The 20,275-nt window shown below is 71.2% G+C and carries 19 protein-coding genes; 10 read left to right on the plus strand and 9 right to left on the minus strand.

The genetic code is table 11. The annotated features are described in order from the left end of the window. Positions 1-31: 31 nt before the first annotated feature. Positions 32-1,366 carry an HNH endonuclease signature motif containing protein gene (locus BUE29_RS08420; protein WP_084180847.1) on the minus strand — a complete coding sequence of 445 codons (1,335 nt, stop codon included), beginning with the start codon at positions 1,364-1,366 and terminating at the stop codon, positions 32-34. A gap of 47 nt (positions 1,367-1,413) precedes the next feature. On the opposite strand from BUE29_RS08420, the gene BUE29_RS08425 reads away from it, so the two are divergent. Together BUE29_RS08425 and BUE29_RS08430 are read left to right on the plus strand one after the other, a co-directional pair. Then, a complete protein-coding gene (locus tag BUE29_RS08425) occupies positions 1,414-2,889 on the plus strand; it encodes an EndoU domain-containing protein (protein ID WP_073388535.1) in 1,476 nt (491 codons plus the stop codon). After that, positions 2,886-3,134, plus strand: coding sequence for a hypothetical protein (locus BUE29_RS08430; RefSeq protein WP_073388537.1), 249 nt, complete (start codon positions 2,886-2,888; stop codon positions 3,132-3,134). The genes BUE29_RS08425 and BUE29_RS08430 overlap by 4 nt, the downstream gene beginning before the upstream one ends. Before the next feature lie 57 nt (positions 3,135-3,191). On the opposite strand, the gene BUE29_RS08435 is transcribed toward BUE29_RS08430, so the two are convergent. The 5 genes from BUE29_RS08435 to BUE29_RS08455 form a co-directional block, all read right to left on the minus strand. Next, positions 3,192-4,520 (minus strand): ABC transporter ATP-binding protein, encoded by a 1,329-nt coding sequence (locus BUE29_RS08435; RefSeq protein ID WP_200800105.1) that lies wholly within the window; start codon positions 4,518-4,520, stop codon positions 3,192-3,194. Between the two features lie 7 nt (positions 4,521-4,527). Next, positions 4,528-5,541, minus strand: a complete 1,014-nt coding sequence (locus BUE29_RS08440) for an ABC transporter ATP-binding protein (RefSeq protein ID WP_073388542.1) — start codon at positions 5,539-5,541, stop codon at positions 4,528-4,530. Next, positions 5,538-6,539, minus strand: coding sequence for an ABC transporter permease (locus BUE29_RS08445; protein ID WP_073388544.1), 1,002 nt, complete (start codon positions 6,537-6,539; stop codon positions 5,538-5,540). The genes BUE29_RS08440 and BUE29_RS08445 overlap by 4 nt, the downstream gene beginning before the upstream one ends. 2 nt (positions 6,540-6,541) lie before the next feature. After that, on the minus strand, positions 6,542-7,588 hold the full coding sequence (locus BUE29_RS08450) for an ABC transporter permease (protein WP_073388546.1): 1,047 nt from the start codon (positions 7,586-7,588) through the stop codon (positions 6,542-6,544). Positions 7,589-7,676: 88 nt separating this feature from the next. Continuing rightward, positions 7,677-9,320: an ABC transporter substrate-binding protein gene (locus BUE29_RS08455; protein WP_073388549.1), complete on the minus strand. Its 1,644-nt coding sequence runs from the start codon at positions 9,318-9,320 to the stop codon at positions 7,677-7,679. A 292-nt stretch (positions 9,321-9,612) separates the two neighbouring features. On the opposite strand from BUE29_RS08455, the gene BUE29_RS08460 reads away from it, so the two are divergent. From BUE29_RS08460 to BUE29_RS08480, 5 genes are all read left to right on the plus strand, one after another. Continuing rightward, the gene (locus BUE29_RS08460; protein ID WP_073388551.1) at positions 9,613-10,776 is read left to right on the plus strand and encodes an inorganic phosphate transporter; all 1,164 of its coding nucleotides are present in this window, start codon (positions 9,613-9,615) and stop codon (positions 10,774-10,776) included. Then, the gene (locus BUE29_RS08465; protein ID WP_073388554.1) at positions 10,773-11,105 is read left to right on the plus strand and encodes a hypothetical protein; all 333 of its coding nucleotides are present in this window, start codon (positions 10,773-10,775) and stop codon (positions 11,103-11,105) included. Before BUE29_RS08460 ends, BUE29_RS08465 begins: the two co-directional genes overlap by 4 nt. 29 nt (positions 11,106-11,134) lie before the next feature. After that, complete coding sequence (locus BUE29_RS08470; RefSeq protein WP_073388556.1) at positions 11,135-11,818, plus strand: gamma-glutamylcyclotransferase family protein; 684 nt, start codon at positions 11,135-11,137, stop codon at positions 11,816-11,818. Positions 11,819-11,828: 10 nt separating this feature from the next. Continuing rightward, entirely contained in the window at positions 11,829-12,146 is a 318-nt protein-coding gene (locus BUE29_RS08475) for a GroES family chaperonin (protein WP_073388558.1), read from the plus strand. A gap of 99 nt (positions 12,147-12,245) precedes the next feature. Continuing rightward, complete coding sequence (locus BUE29_RS08480) at positions 12,246-12,872, plus strand: hypothetical protein (RefSeq protein ID WP_073388561.1); 627 nt, start codon at positions 12,246-12,248, stop codon at positions 12,870-12,872. 10 nt (positions 12,873-12,882) lie between these two features. Here the strand turns inward: BUE29_RS08480 and pheA are convergent, their stop codons facing one another. Next, positions 12,883-13,806: a prephenate dehydratase gene (pheA, locus tag BUE29_RS08485; RefSeq protein ID WP_073388563.1), complete on the minus strand. Its 924-nt coding sequence runs from the start codon at positions 13,804-13,806 to the stop codon at positions 12,883-12,885. A 154-nt stretch (positions 13,807-13,960) separates the two neighbouring features. Next, positions 13,961-14,482: a DUF4446 family protein gene (locus BUE29_RS08490; RefSeq protein WP_073388566.1), complete on the minus strand. Its 522-nt coding sequence runs from the start codon at positions 14,480-14,482 to the stop codon at positions 13,961-13,963. Between the two features lie 294 nt (positions 14,483-14,776). Here BUE29_RS08490 and hppD point away from each other — a divergent pair, with 294 nt between their 5' ends. Genes hppD through hisC form a run of 3 tightly spaced genes read left to right on the plus strand, consistent with a single transcriptional unit; the run spans position 14,777 to position 18,704 of the window. Continuing rightward, a complete protein-coding gene (hppD, locus tag BUE29_RS08495) occupies positions 14,777-15,970 on the plus strand; it encodes a 4-hydroxyphenylpyruvate dioxygenase (RefSeq protein ID WP_073388569.1) in 1,194 nt (397 codons plus the stop codon). 26 nt (positions 15,971-15,996) lie between these two features. Beyond that, a complete protein-coding gene (locus BUE29_RS08500) occupies positions 15,997-17,655 on the plus strand; it encodes a DEAD/DEAH box helicase (protein ID WP_234971397.1) in 1,659 nt (552 codons plus the stop codon). Next, positions 17,652-18,704 carry a histidinol-phosphate transaminase gene (gene hisC, locus BUE29_RS08505; protein WP_073388574.1) on the plus strand — a complete coding sequence of 351 codons (1,053 nt, stop codon included), beginning with the start codon at positions 17,652-17,654 and terminating at the stop codon, positions 18,702-18,704. The genes BUE29_RS08500 and hisC overlap by 4 nt, the downstream gene beginning before the upstream one ends. A 20-nt stretch (positions 18,705-18,724) precedes the next feature. Here the strand turns inward: hisC and BUE29_RS08510 are convergent, their stop codons facing one another. Next, a complete protein-coding gene (locus BUE29_RS08510) occupies positions 18,725-20,149 on the minus strand; it encodes an NAD-dependent malic enzyme (RefSeq protein WP_073388576.1) in 1,425 nt (474 codons plus the stop codon). Between the last annotated feature and the right edge of the window lie 126 nt (positions 20,150-20,275).

Raw genomic sequence — 20,275 nt, forward strand, 5'->3', positions numbered from 1 at the left:
ACGTAGGTCGGACCCGACCGTCAGGGGGCCGTCACGGCGGCCGGTCGTCGCGATGCGCGCTCGCCGTCGGACGGTGCAGCATGTTCACGCGTGGCGTCCGCTGCGGATCGAGCCAGGCCGGCGGCACCCAGGCGACCCGACCCGCGACGATCGTCGCGCTCCACCCCTGCGCCACGCGCACCCGGTGGTCGTGACCGCAGACGAGCGCGCCGTTGCCGGTGGTCGTGGGCCCGCCGTCGGCGTGGTCGAGCAGGTGGTGCGCCTGGCACCACGCCGCGGGGACGGGGCACCCGGGGAAGGTGCAGCCGCCGTCGCGGGCGGCCATCGCCAGGCGCTGTGCCCCGGAGAACAGCCGGCGCGCGTCGGTCCACCCCGTGATGCCCCCGCCGGCCCGACCGGGGTCGGCACCGCCGTGACCGAGGCCGACCGCGAGCTCGCGAGCGTCACCTCCCGTCCAGCCCCGGGCGATCGCGGTCGGCACGACCGCGCCGTGGCCGGTCGTCGCCACGCCCGTCCCCGTGGACCAGTCGTCGGCCGCGACGGTGAGCAGCACCGTGGTGGACACGCCGCCGGCGTCGGGCAGGCGGCCGGTGCTCCCGAGCCGGATCAGCGCGTCGAGCAGGCCGTCGTGGCGGCGTTGGCCGGCGGTGCGCGGGTCGCGGCGACCGCCGGCGGCGGGCCGCGGCGCAGCCAGCGGGTCGAGGCAGGTCAACAGCCGCTCGGCGCACTCGGCGGTGAGCTCGCCGTCGAGGCGGGCGGACCCGTCCGGCCGCTGCGCGACGGTGAGGTCGCGATGGCGCTCGCGGTAGCCGGCATCGCGCAGCAGCCCGTCGGGGTCGAGATGCGCGTGCACCCGTTCGGCGATGCGACCGAGGGCGTACGGGTCGAAGGCACGGGCGTGCTCGACGAGCTGTCGTTCCACCGTGGGTCCGTGCTCGTCGCGCACCGTGTCGGGCAGGGTGGCGACCGCGCGCGCGATCACCTGGGCGTGGCGGACGGTGACGTCGCCGGCGGCCTGCGCTGCGGCCAGGATCGGCAGCTCGGGTGGCACGGGCTCGCCGTGCAGCGACCGCCGCGACCCGATGAGGTCGGCCGCCGCCACGCGGCTACGGGCCTCGCCGGGGTGCAGCCGCAGCAGTGCGCGCAGCAGCGCCGCGGTGTCGCGTGCGCCGAGCTCGACCGCGCTACCTCGCCGGTCGAGCTCCGCCACGAGTTCGTGGTCGACCGCCGCGAGCCGGTTCGCGACCCGCTGCAGCGCGCGGCAGGTGTCCAGCAGGTCGTCGCGCGCCACCGCGTCCCACCTGATGGCGAGCAGCCCGTCGACCGCATCGTGCAGCGGTCGCAACGTTTTATGCGGGGCGGACATACGTGTGATTATGGCAGCGATGTCCGACAGTTTTCGGAGTCGCACCGGTGACCCGGCTGCACGTCGAGATCGAGGACTTCGTCCGGGCGTCGAGGACGCTGGCCGACGAGGTCGCCGATCCGCTCCACGACCGCTACTGGACCCTGCAGACGACGCTGCAGGACAACGGCGGGATGGCCGGGGCCGATCCCGGCGGACATTCGTGGGCCGTGGGCTACGACGCGGCGGCGCGGTCGGTGCTGGCGGCGACGGCCAGGCTGGTCACCGGCACGTGGACGACCGCAGCCATGTTCTCGCAGTCGGCGCGCAACTACGCCGCGGCCGAGGCCGCCTCCACCCCGTCGCCGGCGGACGAGCGGTCGACGACCGCGCTGCTCGACGCGCTGCCGATGACGTTGGACATCGGCGATGCGTGGACGCCACCCACCGCGGCGGGTGCCGGCGGGGACGACGGGCCGCTGGGTTGGTCCGTGGTGCGCCACCTCGTCGGCTACCTCTGGCCGAACGGCGACACCGGGCGACTGCGCACCGTGGGCGATGCATGGCTCGCGTGCGGTGGGGCGTCGAGCACCGCCACCTGCCTGCTCGGTCCGATGGCGCAGCCGTTCGTCGCGCACCGCCTGCCCGAGGCCGACGACATGCAGACGGTGTGCCGGGGGGTGCAGCGGCGTCTCGAGGATCTCGGCAACGCGCACCTGGCCCTCGGACACGCCTGCCACGACTACGCCGACCAGCTGGACCACTGCCACGACGAGATCAAGTCCGAGCTCGCGTGGCTGGCCGGCGAGTCCGCCGGCATCCAGATCGTCGGAGCGGTCGCGAGCGCCTTCACCCTGGGCGGCGCCGAGGGACCGACGCAGGGCGTCCAGGCCGCGCGCATCGCCGCCGCGGCCGCCCGCATCGCGGAGTTCATCCAGAAGCTCGGAACCTCGGCCCACGGCCTCGGTGCGCCGATCCGTGCGGCCCGAGCGACGGCGGACGAGGTTCGGGCCGCGCTGCAGAGTCTTGCGAGCACACGCCTCGTCCGCGCCGGGGTCACCGACGTCCGGAGCATCGCGCGAACGGGGCGCGCCGCCCACGACGGCGCGCGGAGTCGGCGGGCCATGACCACGCTCCGCGACGCGAAGGGTGAGGTCGGTGCCGAGGGGCGGTTGGCAGCTGGCGAACGGCGCCCGGCCGACGCGGTCAGCGATGAATCCCGTAAGCACATTCTCGACGGAGACGCGACGGGAGGCGGCCATCGGTGGCCGGGTCGGCCGGGCAAGACTCCATTTCCCGAGCACTGGACGGATGATCGGATAATCGACAATGTTGGAGAGGTCGTGTCGTCACCAACAACGCGATGGCATGTGCAGACGGGCGGGGGCGCGAAGTACACGAGGAGTGGCAAGCCAGCTGTCTGGCGCGCCTGGGAGGTTCGCGACGGAGTGCGGTTGCGCGTGGTCTGGGAGCCGGCGACCGGGCGAATCCGTTCAGCGTTCCCCGACGATGGGCCTGCGATGGGAGCGGTGGTTGCTCCGTGACCGAGACGACTGAACTCATCCGATCCCTTCTCGTATTGGTAGGACCGAGGATTTCGGCCGATGAAGTGGCAGACGTCGACGACTGGCTGGACCACCGTGAGTGGGGGCTGGCAGTCGACGTCCTCGCCGAGGCGCTGTCGGAAAACGCGGTCACGCTCACCGCGCGAGAGCGTGAGGTGTTCGTCCACATACTCCACGCCATCGGGTATGACGTCACCGATTTCGCGAACCTGCTTGCGCAATGAACAAGCCGAAGCGGGTCTATGCGGACATCCTCGAACGACCCGCCGACGTGACCGCGGTCAACCCTTCTTCAACACGACCGCGTCCGGCTCGGCCGGCAGCTCGGCCGGGTCGTGGAACAGATGGCACGAGACGGACGCGTCGGAGTCCGGGACGGGTCGCAGCTGCGGCGCGACCGGCTCCGCCAACCTGACGCGGACGCCGGCGGAATCGGCGGTCAGATCGTGCACGCCGGTCCACAGTGGATCGTCCGGGTGCGCCGTCCGCTCGGACGTCAGCACCTCGAGCAGTTCCGGCGGCGTCGAGGAGTGGACGACCGCCGAGGTCGCCGAATCGGGCGAGGCGAAACGGGTGCCGTCGCGCACGAGGCGCGACTCGCTCTCGTACTGCTCGGCCGGCACCGACGTCCAGCGCTGCTCGAGGATCATGCGCAGGTCACGCGCCTCCCACCCACAGGGGGCGAAGGCCTGCGGGCAGCGCGGGTGGAACGCACACCCCAGCGGGGCGGCGGCCGCGTCGGGGATCTCACCGCGCGGCAGCTCCCGCGGCACCGAACGGGACGGATCGGGATCGGGGACGGCGCGCAGCAGCGCCTTGGTGTACGGGTGGCGCGGGTTGTCGAAGATCTCCGCCGTCGAGCCGATCTCCACGATCTTGCCGAGGTACATGATCGCCACGCGGTCGCAGAAGAAGCGGGCGGACGCGAGGTCGTGCGTGATGTAGAGGTAGGTGAGCCCGAGGTCTCGCCGCAGCTCGGACATCAGCCCGAGGATCTTGGCGCGCACCGACATGTCGAGCATCGAGATGGGCTCGTCGGCCACCAGCAGCTCGGGCCCCAGGGCGATGGCGCGCGCGATCACCGCCCGCTGCTTCTGGCCACCGGACAGCTCGCTGGGGTACTTGTCGATGAAGCGGGACGCGGGGGCGAGACCGACGCGCTCGAGCGCCGCGCCCACGGCCTCGCGACGGTCCTCCGGGTGCAACCCGTGGATGCGCAGCGCATCGCTGATCCCGCCACCCACCGTCATGGACGGGTTCATCGACGCGTGCGGGTCCTGGAACACCATCTGCAGGCGCCGCCGCAGCGGCCGCAGCCGCGACTCGGGCAGGCCGACGAGCTCACGTCCGTCGTAGCGGATGGATCCGCTGGTCGGGTGGACGAGTCCGAGCAGCGCCCGTCCGAGCGTCGACTTGCCCGACCCCGACTCGCCGACCAGCCCGACGACCTCGCCACGTCCCAGTCGCAGGTTGACGCCGTCCACGGCGTTGACCGTGCCGGCAGAACCTCCGATCAACCGTGAGAACGCGTTGGTGCGCAGGGCGAACTGGACGTGCAGATCCTCGATCTCGATGAGGGCGTCGGTCTTCTCGTCGCCGCGCTCACCCACCAGGACATCAGGCTTCGTCGGCAACGGAGACCTCCACGTTCTCGAGCGGGCGGGCGTCCTCGTCCGACAGCGTCTCGTGCAGCCAGCACTCCACCCGTTGCCGCTCCAGCGTGCGCGGGATCGGGTCACGGGACGCGCATACGCGCATCGCGGACGGGCAGCGCGGGTGGAAGTTGCACCCGGTCGGTGGCGCCACGAGATCCGGCGGAGCGCCGGGGATGGAGTGCAGTTCCTGCGTCGTCAGCGAGATGGTCGAGCGCAGCAGCTCGCGCGTGTACGGATGCTGCGGTGACGCGAACACCGCATCGACGGGGCCCTGCTCGACGATGCGACCCGCGTACATCACCGCGACCCGGTCGCAGGCCTCGGCGATGATCCCGAGGTTGTGCGTGATCAGCAGGATGGCCGGCGCGAAGCGATCCCGGATATCAGCAAGAATGCGCAAAATCTGCGCCTCGACGAGGACGTCCAGGGCGGTGGTGGGCTCGTCGGCCACGATGAACTTGGGTCGCAGGGCGAGCGCCAACGCGATCATGATCCGCTGCCGCATGCCGCCCGAGAACTCGTGCGGGTAGTTTCGGTAGCGCGTGGGCGGAATGCCCAACGCGCGCAGCGACTCGAGGGCCCGCGTCTCGCGTTCCTTCTTCGACAGCTCCTTCGCGTGCGTGCGCAGGGCCTCTTCGAAGTGGTCGCTCACCCGCATCAGCGGGTCGAGTCGTGTCATGGGCTCCTGGAAGATCAACCCCATGCCGGCGCCGCGGAGCCGTTCCCGCTGGCGCGTGGACAACGTCAGCAGCGATCGACCGTCGAAGTCGATCCGGCCGTCGACGGCCGCACCCCGCGGGACGAGACCCATCAGGCCGCGGCCGAGCGTCGACTTGCCACACCCCGACTCGCCGACGAGCCCGAGCACCTCGCCCGGGCGCAGCGTGAAGTCGACACCGTCCACGGCACGCACCGGACCGCCCGCGCCGGCGTACCAGACGCGCAGGTTCTCGACGTCGAGCACGGGTTCGCTCATGCGGATTCCTTGGTCGGGACGGTGGGTTCGTCGGCCGGGAACTCGACCTGCTCCACCTTGGCCGTGCGCAGCAGCGGGTTGAGGACGTCGTTCAGGCTCTCGCCGACGAGCGTCACGCCGAGCACGATGAGCACGATGGCGACGCCGGGGAAGGTGCTCGTCCACCAGATGCCGTTGCTGGTGTCACCGATCGCCTTGGACAGCTGGTGACCCCACTCGGCCGCGGACGACGGCTCGATGCCGTATCCGAGGAATCCCAGTCCGGCGAGGGTGAGGATGGCGTCGCCGGCGTTCAGGGTCGCGATCACGGGCACCGTCTGCACGACGTTGCCGAAGACGTAGCGCACCATCACGACGCGGGGCGGCGCGCCGAGCGCACGCGCCGCCTCGACGTAGGTCTCCTCGCGCGCCGCGACGGTGGCGTTGCGGACGACACGGAAGTACTGCGGCACGTACACGACCGTGATCGAGACCGCGGCCGCCAGGATGCCGGCGATCTTGGTGCTCTGCCCACCGGAGACGGTGATGGAGATGATGATGGCGAGCAGCAGCGACGGGAACGCGAAGAGCGCATCGCTCACGAGGACCAGCACGCGGTCGAGCCAGCCGCCGAGGTAACCGGAGATCAAGCCGAGGGGAACCCCGATCACGACGGAGATGGCGACCGCCACCACGATGACCTCGAGGGCGGTCTGCGCGCCGTAGACCACCTGCGACAGGACGTCCTCGCCGGTGCTGGTCGTTCCGAACCAGTGCTGCGCCGACGGCGCCTTGAAACTGCCGAAGGCCGTCGTGCCCTCGCGATCGTCGTTGAACCCGTAGGGCGCGATGAGTGGGGAGAACACCGCGACGACGACGAACAGCCCGATGAGGGCGACACCGAAGATGAGCATGCCGCGCTGGAACCCGGCGGTCGCGCGCATCGCGTCGAGCCCGGGGATGCGGCTACGCCGCGAGGTGGGGACGTCGGCCTCGATCTGAGGCAGGTTCACCGCCATGGTCAGTACCTCACTCGGGGATCGATCAGGGCGGCCACGACGTCGATCAGGAAGCTGATGAGCGAGACGACGACGGCGATGAACGCCACGATGCCCTGGACGGCCAGGAAGTCCTTGTTCTGCAGGTAGTCGGCGATGGCGAGGCCGAGGCCCTTCCACTCGAACGTCTTCTCGGTGAGCACGGCGCCGCCGAGCAGCGACGCGATCTGCAGTCCCATGACCGTGATGACCGGGATCAGCGCGTTGCGGAACGCGTGCCGCCGCACGACCCGACCCTCGCGGACGCCCCGGGCGCGGGCCGCCTCGACGTAGTCGGCGCGCAGCGTCTGCAGCAGGTTGACCCGCACCAGCCGCGTGAAGACGCCGGCGGTCAGCAGGCCGAGGGTCACCGCAGGCAGCACGGTGTGCCGCAGGACGTCCCAGACGTAGGAGTTGTCGCCGTAGAGGATGGCGTTGATCAGGAAGATGTGGGTGTTCGGCGCGACGTTGTTGATGGCGGACTCGACGTCGCTGCTCGCCCGGCCGTTCGCCGGCAGCCAGCCCAGCTTGATGGCGAAGAGCAGCTTGAGCAGCAGGCCGAAGAAGAAGACCGGGATCGCGTACGTGAGGACGGACGCGAGCCGGATGCCGACGTCGGGCAACCGGTCGCGGTGCCGTGCCGCGACCCGACCCAGCGGCACGCCGACGAGCATGGCCACGACGAGTGCCCAGAACGTGAGCTCCAGGGTCGCGGCGCCGCGCTCGACGATGAGGTCGCTGACCTGACGGTTGTCGGTGAGCGACTTGCCGAAGTTGCCGTGCAGGATGCCGTTGAGGTAGTCGAGGTACTGCGTGATCAGCGGGCGATCGAGGCCGGCGGCGTGGCGGCGCTTCGCGATCTCCGCCGGCGACAGCTGGTCCCCGAACTTGGACTTGATGGGGTCGCCGACGACACGCATGACGAAGAAGACGACGGTGACGAGGATCCAGACCGTCGGGATCACCAGCAGCAGGCGGGTGATGAGGTACGTGCGCAGTGATCCGGACGATGACTTGGTGGTGCTGGCCACGGGGTGGTGGGCGCCTTTCTGTCCGACGAGGCCGCCGGGGACGCGCGGTGGTGGTGCGCGCCCCCGGGCGGCGGACGTCAGCGACGTGTCAGCTCTTGCTGAACAGCCACATCCGGAACTTGTACGTCGGGTCCAGGGTGTCCTGGACGCCGCTGATGTTGCCGTGGACGACGGCGACCTGCTTGCCCGAGAGCAGCGGCAGGTACGGCATCGTCCCCGTCGCCACCTTCTGCTGGATCTGGGCGAGGGCCGCGTCCTTCTTGGCCCCGGTGGACGTCGCCTCCGTGGTCAGCAGCGGGAGCACCTTGTCGGTGTCGCAGGGCCGGCCGGTCTTGCCCTCGTCGCAGTAGTGCGCGTGGACGAAGTTGGTCTCGCTGAGGAAGTTGGACAGGTAGTTGTCGGCGTCCACGAAGTCCGGGAACCAACCGAGCTGGTAGATGCCGTACGAGTCCTTGACCCGCTCGTCGCGGTACGTCGTGTACGCGGTGCCGTTGATGCTGACCTTGAAGAGCTTGGTCGCCTCGAGCTGACGCTTGATCTGGTTGTACTCGTCGGCCGACGTCGACCCGTAGTGGTCGGTCGTGTAGTCGATGTCGAGAGTGACCGGCGTGCTCACACCGGCCGCCTTCAGTGCGGCGGCCGCCTTGGTGGTGTCGGGCTTCTCGCCGTAGGCCTGCTTGAACGGCTCGGTCGCGCCCTTGATGCCCTGCGGCACCATCGAGTACGCGGGCTGGAACGTGCCCTGGAAGACGTTCTCGGCGAGATCCTGACGATCGATCGAGTACGCCATGGCCCGCCGGACGGCCAGCTTCTGGGCGTCGGTCTTGCCGGGCATGGTCTTGAGGTTGAAGACGATGTAGCGCAGTTCGCCGCCGGCACCGGTCAGCACCTTGACCGCGTCGTCCTTCTTCAGCGCCTCGACGTCGGTGGGCGTCAGGCTGCGCCACGCGATGTCGATCGACCCCTCCTGCACGTCCTGCTTCATGTTGTTGGGGTCGCTGTAGTACTTCATCGTGATCTTGCTGGTCTTCGGCTTGTTGTCGCCGCCGTAGTTCTTGTTGGCGGTCAGATTGACCAGCTCGTTCTTCTGGTACGAGGTGATGGCGTAGGGGCCGGAGCCGACGACCTTGTCGTCGGCGAGCAGCTTGTCGGCCGGGAAGACCTTGCTGTCGACGATCGGACCGGCCGAGGTGCCGAGCACGAACGGGAACGTCTGGTCGTTGGGGTTCTTCAGGGTGAACACGACGGTGGTGTCGCCCTTGGCGGCGACCTTGGCCATGTTGCCGAGCAGCGAGGCCGGGCCGTTGGGGTCGTTGATCTTGAGGATGCGGGTGAAGGAGAAGACGACGTCCTTGGCGGTCATCGGGTCGCCGTTGGCGAACTTCAGCCCCGACTTGAGCGTGCAGGTGTACTCGGTCGGCGTGCTGAACGAGCACTTCTGCGCGGCGTCGGGCTGAGGGGTCTTGCCGCCCTCGGGCACGTCCAGCAGGAACTGGTAGATGTTGGCCTCGACCGTCAGCGAGCCGTTGTCGTACGACCCCGCCGGGTCGAGCGCGGTGACCGGGTCGGTCAGCCCGATGGTGATGGCCTTGCCGCCGGCGGAGGTGCCACCGCTGCCGCTTGCCGAGCTGTCGTCGTCCTTCTTGCCGGCGCCGCACGCGGCGAGCGTGATCGACGCTGCCACGGCGATCGCGGCGGTGACGCCGCGGCGCCTACGGGATCCGAGCCCCATGTCTTCCCCTTTTGACTGTGCTTGTGGCGGTGACCGACGCACGCATGCCGGCGGCCATGACCGCGCAGCCTATCCCCAGGTTCGTGGTCTATGAGGCGCCCGCCACAGTCCCGTTGCCGACCTGTTAGCGCGACCGAAAGCCGCGAAGGCGCGGAAATCGGACGCGCGTTCGGCTGTCTGGTCCGCATGCCGCGTTCACCTGTTGTTCGCTTTCCCGTCGCCGAACGACGGGACGGCATCCGTACCGTCCGATGTGCCTCAGCAGTCTGGATCCTCTTCACGGAGCCGCACCGTGGACGTCTCGTTCCTCGTCGTCATCGTCATCGCGACCGCCCTCGCGTTCGACTTCACCAACGGTTTCCACGACACCGCCAACGCGATGGCGACCTCCATCGCGACCGGTGCGTTGCGGCCGCGGGTCGCGGTCGTCCTGTCGGGCGTGCTGAACCTCGTCGGCGCCTTCCTGTCCACCGAGGTCGCCAAGACGATCTCGAACGGCATCGTCGACGACGACAAGCTCGCCGGTCACGGCGTGAACGGCACGGCCATCATCTTCGCCGGTCTCATCGGCGCCGTGCTGTGGAATCTCGTCACCTGGTTGCTCGGCCTGCCGTCCTCGTCGTCGCACGCCCTGTTCGGCGGCCTCATCGGCGCCGTGTGGGTCGTCATCGGCACGGCGGGCATCCACTTCGACATGGTCTTCTCCAAGATCATCCTGCCGGCGGTGCTCTCCCCCGTCATCTGTGGCGTCATCGCCGGTCTCGCCACCTACGCCGCGTACACGCTGACGCGCCGCGCCGGGGCGGACACGTCGAAGCAGTACTTCCGCCACGGCCAGACGATCTCGGCATCCCTGGTGTCCCTCGCCCACGGCACGGGCGACGCGCAGAAGACGATGGGCGTGATCACCCTCGTCCTGGTCATCAACGGTCACCAGACGGCCGGCACCGACCCGCAGTTCTGGGTGATCCTGGCCGCCGGCACCGCCATCGGACTCGGGACGGCGCTCGGCGGCTGGCGCATCATCCGCACGATGGGCACGCGCCTCACCGAGATCGAGTCGCCGCAGGGCTTCGCCGCCGAGTCCGCCTCCACCGCCGTGCTGCTGGCGTCGTCGCACCTGGGCTTCGCGCTGTCGACGACGCAGGTGGTCTCCGGCGGCATCCTCGGCTCGGGGGTCGGTCGCCGGCTCGCCGAGGTGCGCTGGAACGTCGCCGGCCGGATGGCACTCGGCTGGCTGTTCACGCTGCCCGTGGCGGCGGTGGTCGGTGCGCTGGCCGGTGAGCTCGCGAGCCGCGGCAACGGCGGGACGGCCCTCGTCGCGGCCCTCGCCGTCGCGGCGGTGGCCCTCATCGTCTACCGCTCTCGACGTGATCCGGTGAATCCGGGCAACGTCAACGACAGTGCCGATGCCAGGCCGGACCGTGAGCCCGAGCTGGCCGGAGCCGGTCGATGAGCGCGGCCGCGACCGCCACGTCGGTCCTCCTCGCCGCCGGCGACAGCAAGCCGCTGATCGACTGGGCGGCCCTGGGCAAGGTCGCCGGGGTGAGCCTGCTCTTCGGCCTCGCCGTCGTCGTCCTCTTCTCCGTCGGCATCGTCGGGCTGTCGATGGCGCGGGGGCACGACGTCATTGAGGCGCCGCACGACCCCGCCGGCGCCCCCGTCGCCGCGCTCGGGGCGCAGAACCGGCGCGTCGTCGGATCGGCTCTGGCCGGCGTGTGCTTCGTGGCCTGCGGCGCGGCGGTCCTCTACGGGCTGTACCTGATCGTCCCGCAGTTCCACTGAGGGCGCGGCGCCGGCGTAGCGTCGGCGCGATGACCGAGGCGCGTCGACGGTCGCGGGACTTCCCGGCCCACCCGTACCCGGGCCGGCGGCCGGACTTCTCGTTCGTGCAGGACGGCGAGGTCGTGCACCGCCTGGAGCCGGCGTCCGGTGGCTGGTCCGTCGCGGGTCGCCCGCTCGACGACTGGCTGGGCGATCGTGGCGCGGCGCCGCTCGCGGCCCGCGAGCCGGTGCTGGCCTACGGCTCGAACTGCTGCCCGTCGAAGATCGACTGGCTGCGCGACGAGCTGGGACTGCGCGGGCCGGTCGTCGTGGTGCGTGCCCGCGTGCGAGGACTGGCCGCGGTCTGGGCCGCCGGCTTCCGCGTCGTCGACGACCAGCGTCCGGCCACTCTCGCCGCCGTCCCGGAGGCCGACGAGACGCACGCGGTCTGGTTCGCCACCGCCGACCAGCTCGCCGTTCTCGACGTCTGCGAGGGGCGGGGCGCGCGGTACGAGCTCGCCCGGCTCCGCAGCGGCTCGATCGTGCTCGCCGACGGCACCGAGCTCCACGGGGCGCTCGCCTACGTGGCGGCCCGTCCGGGCGGTCGCGCCCCGCTGCTCGTGGACGGGGCGATGGTGCGCTGCGCCGACGTCGCGCAGGCCGTGGCCGTCGGATTGACGGGCCTGCCGGCCGCCGCGGACGGTCTCGACGTCGAGATCGTCCCCGCGTCCTAGGCTTGGGTCCATGACCGACCGGTTGCCGATCAAGATGCTGCACGACCGGGTGCTCGTGCGCGAGACGCGCGAGGAGGGCGAGCGCCGCTCGTCCGGCGGCATCCTGATCCCGTCGACGGCGCAGGTGTCGAAGCGGCTGGTGTGGGCCGAGGTGCTCGCCGTCGGCAGTCACGTGCGCGCCGTCGAGACCGGCGATCGGGTGCTGTTCAGCCCGGACGACCGCTTCGAGGTCGAGATCGCCGGTGACGACTACATGCTGCTGCGCGAGCGTGACCTGCACGCCGTCGCTGCCGAGCGCAACGACGCGAACACCGGGCTGTACCTCTGAGCGTCCGACGGGAACGGTTTCCCATTGTCCCGCTCCGGGGGCGATTGGTTGCCTGACCGGGTGCGGCAACGCGGTCGCACCCGTCCGATCGGAGCACCCATGCGTCCCCTGCCGTCCCGCACGTCCCTCGTCGCCGCCGCGACCGGCCTCGCCCTCGCCGCCGGTCTCGCCGTGGCGACCCCCGCCTCCGCCGCCGGGTCGAACTACATGCACACGACCCACGCCAGCAAGGCCTGTCTGGTGCACGGCAACCTCCCCAAGACCGGCGTCGACAAGTCCTACGGGTGGCGGGTCGCGAAGGGCCACGCGCTGCCCGTGCGGTACACCGTCGGGAAGTACACGATGGTCATCGACCGCTCGCGCAAGCACAAGGCCCTGCACTGGGGCTTCATCGCCAAGAGCTGCCTGGTCGACCCCTACGCCTACGACACCAGCAAGCACCGCCTCAAGGACCGGCGCGGCGTCGGCGGCGACGGCAAGGTCAAGAAGGTCGTCGTCGCCCCGAAGGCCGGACACGGCCGCAAGACCCTGCACGTCAGCTCGGCCGGGACGCTGCGCAACGCCCCGAAGTCGTTCGTCATCGGCAACGTCCGGGCGCACGAGACGTTCGTGATCACCAAAGCCAGCTGCGGCCACCACGGCTCGTCGGCCTGGATCTTCGGCCACGACAAGGCGACCGGACGCTGGGGCTACGTCCAGTCCAAGCACCTGCCGGCCTGCCGCTGACCGGTCGGGCTCAGCCGGCGCCGTGCTCGCGGACGCCGGCGAGCCAGGCGCGGGCCTCGACGAAGTCCGGATCGTGCCGGCCCACGGGGGTCGGGCCGCGGGTGCCGTCGCGACGCGGGTACGAACCCAGGTAGCGGACGTCGGCGCAGACGCGGTGCAGCGCGGCCAGCGCGTCGCCGACGCGCTCGTCGGTCACGTGGCCCTCGGCGTCGATCGAGAAGTGGTACATGCCGTGACGGCCACGGTCGGGCCGCGACTCGATGCGGGTCAGGTTGATGCCTCGTGTGGCGAGCTCGCTGAGCAGCTCCAGCAGCGCGCCGGAGTGGTTCTCGCGCAGGTACGCGACGAAGGTCGTGCGGTCGTTGCCGGTGGCCGCCGGCGGTGGCGCCGGCCGGGTGAGCCGGACGAAGCGGGTGACCGCGTTCTCGTTGTCGGCGACGTCGCGCGCGAGCGAGTCCAGGCCGTACAGCTCGCCGGCCACGGCCGCGCCGACGGCCGCGTCGTACTGCCCGTCCGCGACGGCGCGCGCGGCGCCCGCGGTCGAGCCGACGAGCACGACCTCGGCCGACGGCACGGTGGCGATCAGCCATCGCCGCACCTGCGCCTCGGCGTGCGGATGCGTCGCGACGGTCGCGACGTCGGCGAGTGCCGTTCCCGGTCGGGCCATCAGGTCGAAGCGCACCGCGAGGTAGGCCTCCTCGGCGATGACGAGCGGTTCGCCCGCGGCGAGGGCGTCCAACGTGGCCGGGACGGCGCCCTCGACCGAGTTCTCCAGGGGAACGACCGCCGCGTCGGCGCTGCCGGCCCGCACCGCGTCGATCGCCAGCGTCACGTTGGCCAGCGGCAATAGCGTGGCCCCCTCGGCGACCTGCAGGCCGCGCAGTGCCTGGTGCGCGAACGTCCCCTCGGGGCCCAGGAACGCGATCGTCACCACGCGTAGGAGCCTAGCCGCGTGACCACGTCCCCCTTCGACTGGCGACTTCCTGGGGCGACTGGCGAGCTACTGCCCGACTGGCGAGGTACAGCTCGCCAGTCGCCGCGGAAGTCGTCAGTCGGCCGCGGAAGTCGCCAGTCGCGCGCGCGGGGGGTCAGGATGCGCGGCGGGCGAGCAGGCTGCGGCGCTTGGCGAGCGCGGCCGACACCGCCTGCTGCTCCTCGGGCGACAGCTCGTGCTCGCCCTTGCCCGCCGAGACGCCCTTGGCGTACACCCGGGTGTCGCCGGCGCCGGCGATGGCGCTCAGCGCCACGCCGTCGCCCTTCTCGTCGAGCAGCGCCAACGAGAACGACATCCGTCCCGACATCTCGGTGAACGCGTCGTAGCGCACGAGCGCGATGTTGCGCAGCGCTCCCGGCGCGTCGCCGGGCGTCGTGCCGAGCATGGTCTCGATGTGGCCCCGCAGCGCCTCGACCTCGTCGGAGACGACCTCGATGCGCTCGTCGTGACGCTGGGTCGTCTCGAGCAGCGAGGCGTGGCTCTCCTCGCCGCGCGCGCCCTTGGCGAGCACGCGGGTCGCGCGGCGCAGCTTGGCGAGCGTGCGCAGCGCCGCGTACGCCGCGACGAGGGCGGCGTAGGCGAGGACGAGCGCGAACACCGCGACGTAGGTGGCCATCGTGATCAGATTAGGGCCGCGCGGCCGTTTCGCCCGGGAGGCGCGACCGCGTCGCGAGCCGGTGGCCGGCGGGCACGCGCGGTCGTTCGTCCGGCCGCCGCGCCCACTGCGTACAGGCACCCGCCGTCGTCGCGGCCGCGCACCGGACCGGTCAGCACGTGAGACGCCGATCCTGGCACCCCGGACCTCGCACTCTGTGCAGTGTTCGTGCCATTCGTCCTGGCAGACTGTGCAGGGTGACGGGCCGTGAACCGCACACTTGCACCATCACCGGTCACGGGGGACGGTGCACACATGACGAGCGTGGATCTCACCCCCGAAGAGCGCGACGCCGAGCTGACTGTCGACCGCCTCAAGCAACTGGTCGGGCTCGTCGACTACGACCAGAGCACCGACCCCTTCCCGGTCACCGCCATGGACGCGGTCGTCTTCGTGTCCGGCAACGCCACCCAGAGCGCGCACTACTACCAGCACGCGTTCGGGATGACGCTCGTCGGCTACAGCGGTCCCGAGACCGGCAACCGCGACCACAAGGCGTTCGTCCTGCGCAGCGGGTCGGCCCGCTTCGTGATCGTCGGCGCGGTCGACCCGGCGAGCCCGTACGCCGACCACCACCGGCGGCACGGTGACGGGGTCGTCGATCTCGCGCTCGAGGTGCCCGACGTCGACCGCTGCATCGAGCACGCCCGCCGGCAGGGAGCGGACGTGCTCGAGGAACCGCACGACGTCAGCGACGAGTTCGGCACGGTGCGCCGCGCCGCCATCGCCACGTACGGCGAGACCCGCCACACGCTGATCGACCGTTCGCGCTACGAAGGCGTCTACCTGCCCGGCTTCGTCGAGCGGACGTCGCGCATGACCCGCCCCGAGAAGCGGCTCTTCCAGGCCGTCGACCACTGCGTCGGCAACGTCGAGCTCGGCCGCATGGACGAGTGGGTCGACTTCTACAACCGCGTCATGGGCTTCGTGAACATGGCCGAGTTCGTCGGCGACGACATCGCCACCGAGTACTCGGCGCTGATGAGCAAGGTGGTGGCCAACGGCAACCACCGGGTCAAGTTCCCCCTCAACGAGCCCGCGCTCGGCAAGAAGCGCTCGCAGATCGACGAGTACCTCGACTTCTACGGCGACTCGGGCTGCCAGCACATCGCGATCGCGACGAACGACATCCTGCGCTCGGTCGACGAGATGATCGCCCGCGGCGTCGAGTTCCTCAGCACGCCGGACTCCTACTACGACGACGCGGAGCTGCGGGCCCGCATCGGCGAGGTCCGGGTCCCGGTCGAGCAGCTGAAGGCCCGCGGCATCCTGGTCGACCGCGACGAGGACGGCTATTTGCTGCAGATCTTCACCCGGCCCGTCGGCGACCGCCCCACGGTCTTCTTCGAGCTGATTGAGCGGCACGGCTCGCTGGGCTTCGGCAAGGGCAACTTCAAGGCGCTGTTCGAGGCCATCGAACGCGAGCAGGACGCCCGCGGGAATCTCTGACCGGACGAGGGTGGGACCCTTCCGGGGTGACATCGTTCGTCGAACTGAAGCTGCGGCCCGAGCTGCAACAGGCCCTGGACGAGCTCGGCTACGAAGAGCCGACCCCGATCCAGCGCGAGGCGATACCGGTCGTGTTGAGCGGCCGGGACGCCGTCGCCCAGGCCGCGACCGGCACCGGCAAGACGGCGGCCTTCGCGCTGCCGCTGCTGCAGGGCCTGGAGCCCGGCAGCCGGACCCCGCAGGCGCTCGTGCTCGCGCCGACCCGCGAGCTCGCGGTCCAGGTCGCCGAGGCGACCCAGCGCTACGGCCGACAGCTCGGCGCGCGGGTCCTCGCGGTCTACGGCGGTCAACCCATCCCGCACCAGATGCGGGCGCTCAGCGCCGGCGTGGACGTGGTCGTCGCGACGCCCGGCCGCGCCATCGACCATCTGACCCGCGGCACGCTCGACCTGTCCGACCTGCGCACCCTCGTGCTCGACGAGGCCGACGAGATGCTCGACATGGGCTTCGCCGAGGACATCGAGGCCATCATGGCCGCCGTCCCCGACGGCCGGCAGACCGTGCTGTTCTCGGCGACGCTCCCGGCTCGCATCAACGGCCTGGTCAAGCGCTACCTGACCGATCCGGTCAAGATCAAGATCGAGCGGCCGAAGCCGTCGGCCGAGGGTGGCGCGTCGGTGCGTCAGGTCGCCTACCTCGTCCCGCGCCAGCACAAGGCGAACGCGCTGGGGCGCGTGCTGGACATCGAGGCGCCGACCGCCGCGGTGGTCTTCTGCCGCACCCGCGACGAGGTCGACTCGCTCGGCGGCACGCTGGCCGCGCGGGGTTACCGGGCCGAGGCGCTGCACGGCGGCATGACCCAGGACCAGCGCGACCGCGTCATGGCCAAGATCCGCAACCGGACCGCCGAGATCCTCGTGGCCACCGACGTCGCCGCCCGCGGCCTGGACATCGACCACCTCACCCACGTGGTCAACTTCGACCTCCCCTCCGCGGCGGACACCTACGTCCACCGCATCGGGCGGGTCGGCCGGGCCGGCCGCGAGGGCACCGCGATCACCCTCGTCGAGCCCCGGCAGCACCGGTTGTTGAAGACGATCGAGAAGGTGACGAAGTCGCGGATCGCGGTGGAGACGCTGCCGACGGTGGCCGACCTGCGCGCCCGTCGCCTCGAGCTCACCCGCGGTGCCATCGCCGAGCTGCTGCGTGAGGACGACTACGAGCAGTACCGCGTGGTGGTCGACGCGCTCAGCGACGAGCACGACATCGTGCAGATCGCACTGGCCGCGGTGAAGCTGGCGCACGAGTCGGGCATCGCCGGGCCGGACGAGGACGACATCCCCGAGGTCACCGTCGCCGCCGCCACCGCGGCCCAGGGCACGAAGCGGCCGCCGAAGAATCTCGGCGACACGGTGACGATCTTCGTCGGCCTCGGCCACGCGGCCAAGATCCGACCGCAGGACCTCGTCGGCGCCATCGCCAACGAGACGAGCGTGGCCGGCCGCCAGATCGGCGCCATCGAGATCACGCACAAGTTCTCCACCGTCGAGATCCCGGCCGCGGCCGAGGCCGAGGTCGTCGCCGCGCTGCAGGCGACGCTCATCAAGGGCCGCAAGGCGCGGGTGGAGCGCTTCAAGCCGCCGTCGCAACGACCACCGTCGAAGAAGAAGGGCAAGCAGCCGTGACCCTGCGACCCGTGCTGTCCTCGCTGCCCGCCTACGTGCCGGGACGAACCGTGCCGGGGGCGATCAAGCTGGCCAGCAACGAGAGCGCCTACCCGCCGCTCCCGCACGTGCTGCAGCGCATCGCCGACGCCGCCGCGAACGCCAACCGCTACCCGGACAACACGTCGAGCGAGCTGGCCGGCGCCCTCGCCGCGCGCTACGGCGTCCCCGCCGACCAGGTCGCCGTCGGCTGCGGTTCGGTGTCGCTGTGCACGCAACTCGTGCAGGCGGTGGCCGACGCCGACGACGAGGTCGTCTACGCGTGGCGCTCCTTCGAGGCGTACCCGATCATCACCGCGGTCGCCGGCGCGTCGGCGGTGCAGGTCCCACTGACCGCGGGCCACGTGCACGACCTCGACGAGATGGCCGCACGGATCACCGGCAAGACCCGGCTGCTGTTCGTCTGCAACCCCAACAACCCGACGGGGACCGCGGTCGGCCGCGACGCGCTCGTGCGCTTCCTGCGAGCGGTGCCCGCCGACGTGGTCGTGGCACTGGACGAGGCGTACCGCGAGTTCGTGGCCGATCCCGACGTCCCCGACGGTCTCACGCTGCTCCCCGAGTTCCCCAACGTCGTCGTGCTGCGGACGTTCTCCAAGGCCTACGGGCTCGCCGGCCTGCGGGTGGGTTACGCCATCACGGCCGACCCGGTGCTCGCGACCGCCCTGCGCCAGACCCAGGTGCCGTTCGCGGTCACGAGCGTCGCGCAGGCGGCGGCGCTGGCCTCGCTCGAACCGGCCGCCGAGGAGCAGATGGCGCAGCGCGTCGACGAGGTGCGTCGCGAGCGGGTGCGGGTGCGCGACGCGCTGCGCGACCTCGGCCATGACGTGCCGGCCAGCGAGGCCAACTTCGTGTGGCTGCCGCTCGGCGAGCGCACCGTCGAGTGGGCGGCACGCTGCGAGGACCACGGCGTGATCGTCCGCGCCTTCGCCAGTTCCGGCGTGCGCGTCACGATCAGCTCGCCCGCGGAGAACGATCGCCTGCTCGCCGCGGCCGCCGATCTGGGCTGAGCCGCCGTCCCCGCCGCGCCTCAGCGTGCGCCGCGGCCACCGGTCGCCGCCGCGCTCACCGAGGCGGCGACGGCGGTCGGGACGGCGGGGTCGAACACCGACGGCACGATGTAGGTCGCGTTGAGCTGCTCGTCCGAGACGCACCGGGCGAGGGCGTCGGCCGCCGAGAGCAGCATCGCCGTCGTCACCTGGTGGGCGCGTGCGTCCAGCAGCCCGCGGAACACGCCCGGGAACGCCAGGACGTTGTTGATCTGGTTCGGGTAGTCGCTGCGCCCGGTGGCAACGACCGTCGCGAGCTGCTGGGCGGCGTCGACGTCGACCTCCGGGTCGGGGTTGGCCAGGGCGAACACGACCGCCGCCGGCGCCATCTCCGCGATCCAGGCGGCGTCGAGGACGCCGGGCCCGCTCACGCCGATGAAGACGTCGGCGCCCTGCAGCGCGTCGCGCAGCGTGCCGGTGCGGCCGGCGGGGTTCGTCTGCTCGGCGAGCCGCCGCTTGGCGGGGTTCAGCGAGGTGTCGGCAGGGGTGAGGATGCCCTCGCGGTCCCACACCAGGACGTGCCGGGCGCCGGCGGCGAGCAGCAGCGTGACGATCGCGGTGCCGGCCGCGCCGCCGCCCGCGACGACGATCCGCGCGTCCTCGATGCGGTTGTCGACGCACCGCAGCGCGTTGGTGAGGGCCGCGGTGACCACGATCGCGGTGCCGTGCTGGTCGTCGTGGAACACCGGGATGTCGAGGATGTCACGCAGCCGGCGCTCGATCTCGAAGCACCGCGGCGCCGAGATGTCCTCGAGGTTGATGCCGCCGAACCCCGGTGCGATGGCCTTGACGACCTGCACGATCTCGTCGGTGTCCTGGGTGTCGAGGCAGATCGGCCACGCGTCGATGTCGGCGAACCGCTTGAACAGCGCCGCCTTGCCCTCCATCACCGGCAGGGCCGCGCCGGGGCCGATGTTGCCGAGCCCGAGGACCGCGGAACCGTCCGTGACGACCGCGACGGAGTTGCCCTTGACCGTCAGCTTGGCGACGTCGTCGGGGTTCTGCGCAAGGGCGAACGAGACGCGACCGACCCCCGGCGTGTAGGCCATCGACAGGTCGTCGCGGGTGCGCAGCGGGACCTTGGAGGCCACCGAGATCTTGCCGCCGAGGTGGAGCAGGAAGGTCCGGTCGCTCACCCGGTGGACGGTGACACCCTCGACCGCGCGCATCGCCTCGACGATCTCGCCCGAGTGGTCGGCGTTCGTCGCCGAGCAGGTGACGTCGACGGTGATGCGGTCGGGACGCGACTCGCTCACGTCGATGGCGGTCAGCAGACCACCGGCGGCACCGACGGCGGTGGCGAGGTCACCCACCACCGACGCGCTGGGGACGGCGTAGAGGCGCGCGGTGATGCTGTACGAGGCGCCGGTGGGCAACGGGCGACGGTGCCGGTTCTGCTCACTCATGCGCTACATAGTGCTCGCCGGGAAGTGCCGGCATGTCGGAAGGTCGTCGTCGCACGGCGCCGTCCAGGTGGAAGGATGTTCACCTCGGACGTCCCCCGACGTCCACCGCCGGCGTCACAATGGAGT

The sequence above is a fragment of the Jatrophihabitans endophyticus genome (assembly GCF_900129455.1).
Taxonomy (GTDB): Bacteria; Actinomycetota; Actinomycetes; order Mycobacteriales; family Jatrophihabitantaceae; genus Jatrophihabitans; species Jatrophihabitans endophyticus.

What these genes read in the sequence shown, in the direction of transcription:
- BUE29_RS08420 (WP_084180847.1), bottom strand. Translation starts at nt 1,366, where the DNA reads ATGTCCGCCCCGCATAAAACGTTGCGACCGCTGCACGATGCGGTCGAC.
- BUE29_RS08440 (WP_073388542.1), bottom strand. Translation starts at nt 5,541, where the DNA reads ATGAGCGAACCCGTGCTCGACGTCGAGAACCTGCGCGTCTGGTACGCC.
- BUE29_RS08445 (WP_073388544.1), bottom strand. Translation starts at nt 6,539, where the DNA reads ATGGCGGTGAACCTGCCTCAGATCGAGGCCGACGTCCCCACCTCGCGG.
- BUE29_RS08455 (WP_073388549.1), bottom strand. Translation starts at nt 9,320, where the DNA reads ATGGGGCTCGGATCCCGTAGGCGCCGCGGCGTCACCGCCGCGATCGCC.
- BUE29_RS08465 (WP_073388554.1), top strand. Translation starts at nt 10,773, where the DNA reads ATGAGCGCGGCCGCGACCGCCACGTCGGTCCTCCTCGCCGCCGGCGAC.
- BUE29_RS08470 (WP_073388556.1), top strand. Translation starts at nt 11,135, where the DNA reads ATGACCGAGGCGCGTCGACGGTCGCGGGACTTCCCGGCCCACCCGTAC.
- BUE29_RS08475 (WP_073388558.1), top strand. Translation starts at nt 11,829, where the DNA reads ATGACCGACCGGTTGCCGATCAAGATGCTGCACGACCGGGTGCTCGTG.
- BUE29_RS08480 (WP_073388561.1), top strand. Translation starts at nt 12,246, where the DNA reads ATGCGTCCCCTGCCGTCCCGCACGTCCCTCGTCGCCGCCGCGACCGGC.
- BUE29_RS08490 (WP_073388566.1), bottom strand. Translation starts at nt 14,482, where the DNA reads ATGGCCACCTACGTCGCGGTGTTCGCGCTCGTCCTCGCCTACGCCGCC.
- hppD (WP_073388569.1), top strand. Translation starts at nt 14,777, where the DNA reads ATGACGAGCGTGGATCTCACCCCCGAAGAGCGCGACGCCGAGCTGACT.
- BUE29_RS08510 (WP_073388576.1), bottom strand. Translation starts at nt 20,149, where the DNA reads ATGAGTGAGCAGAACCGGCACCGTCGCCCGTTGCCCACCGGCGCCTCG.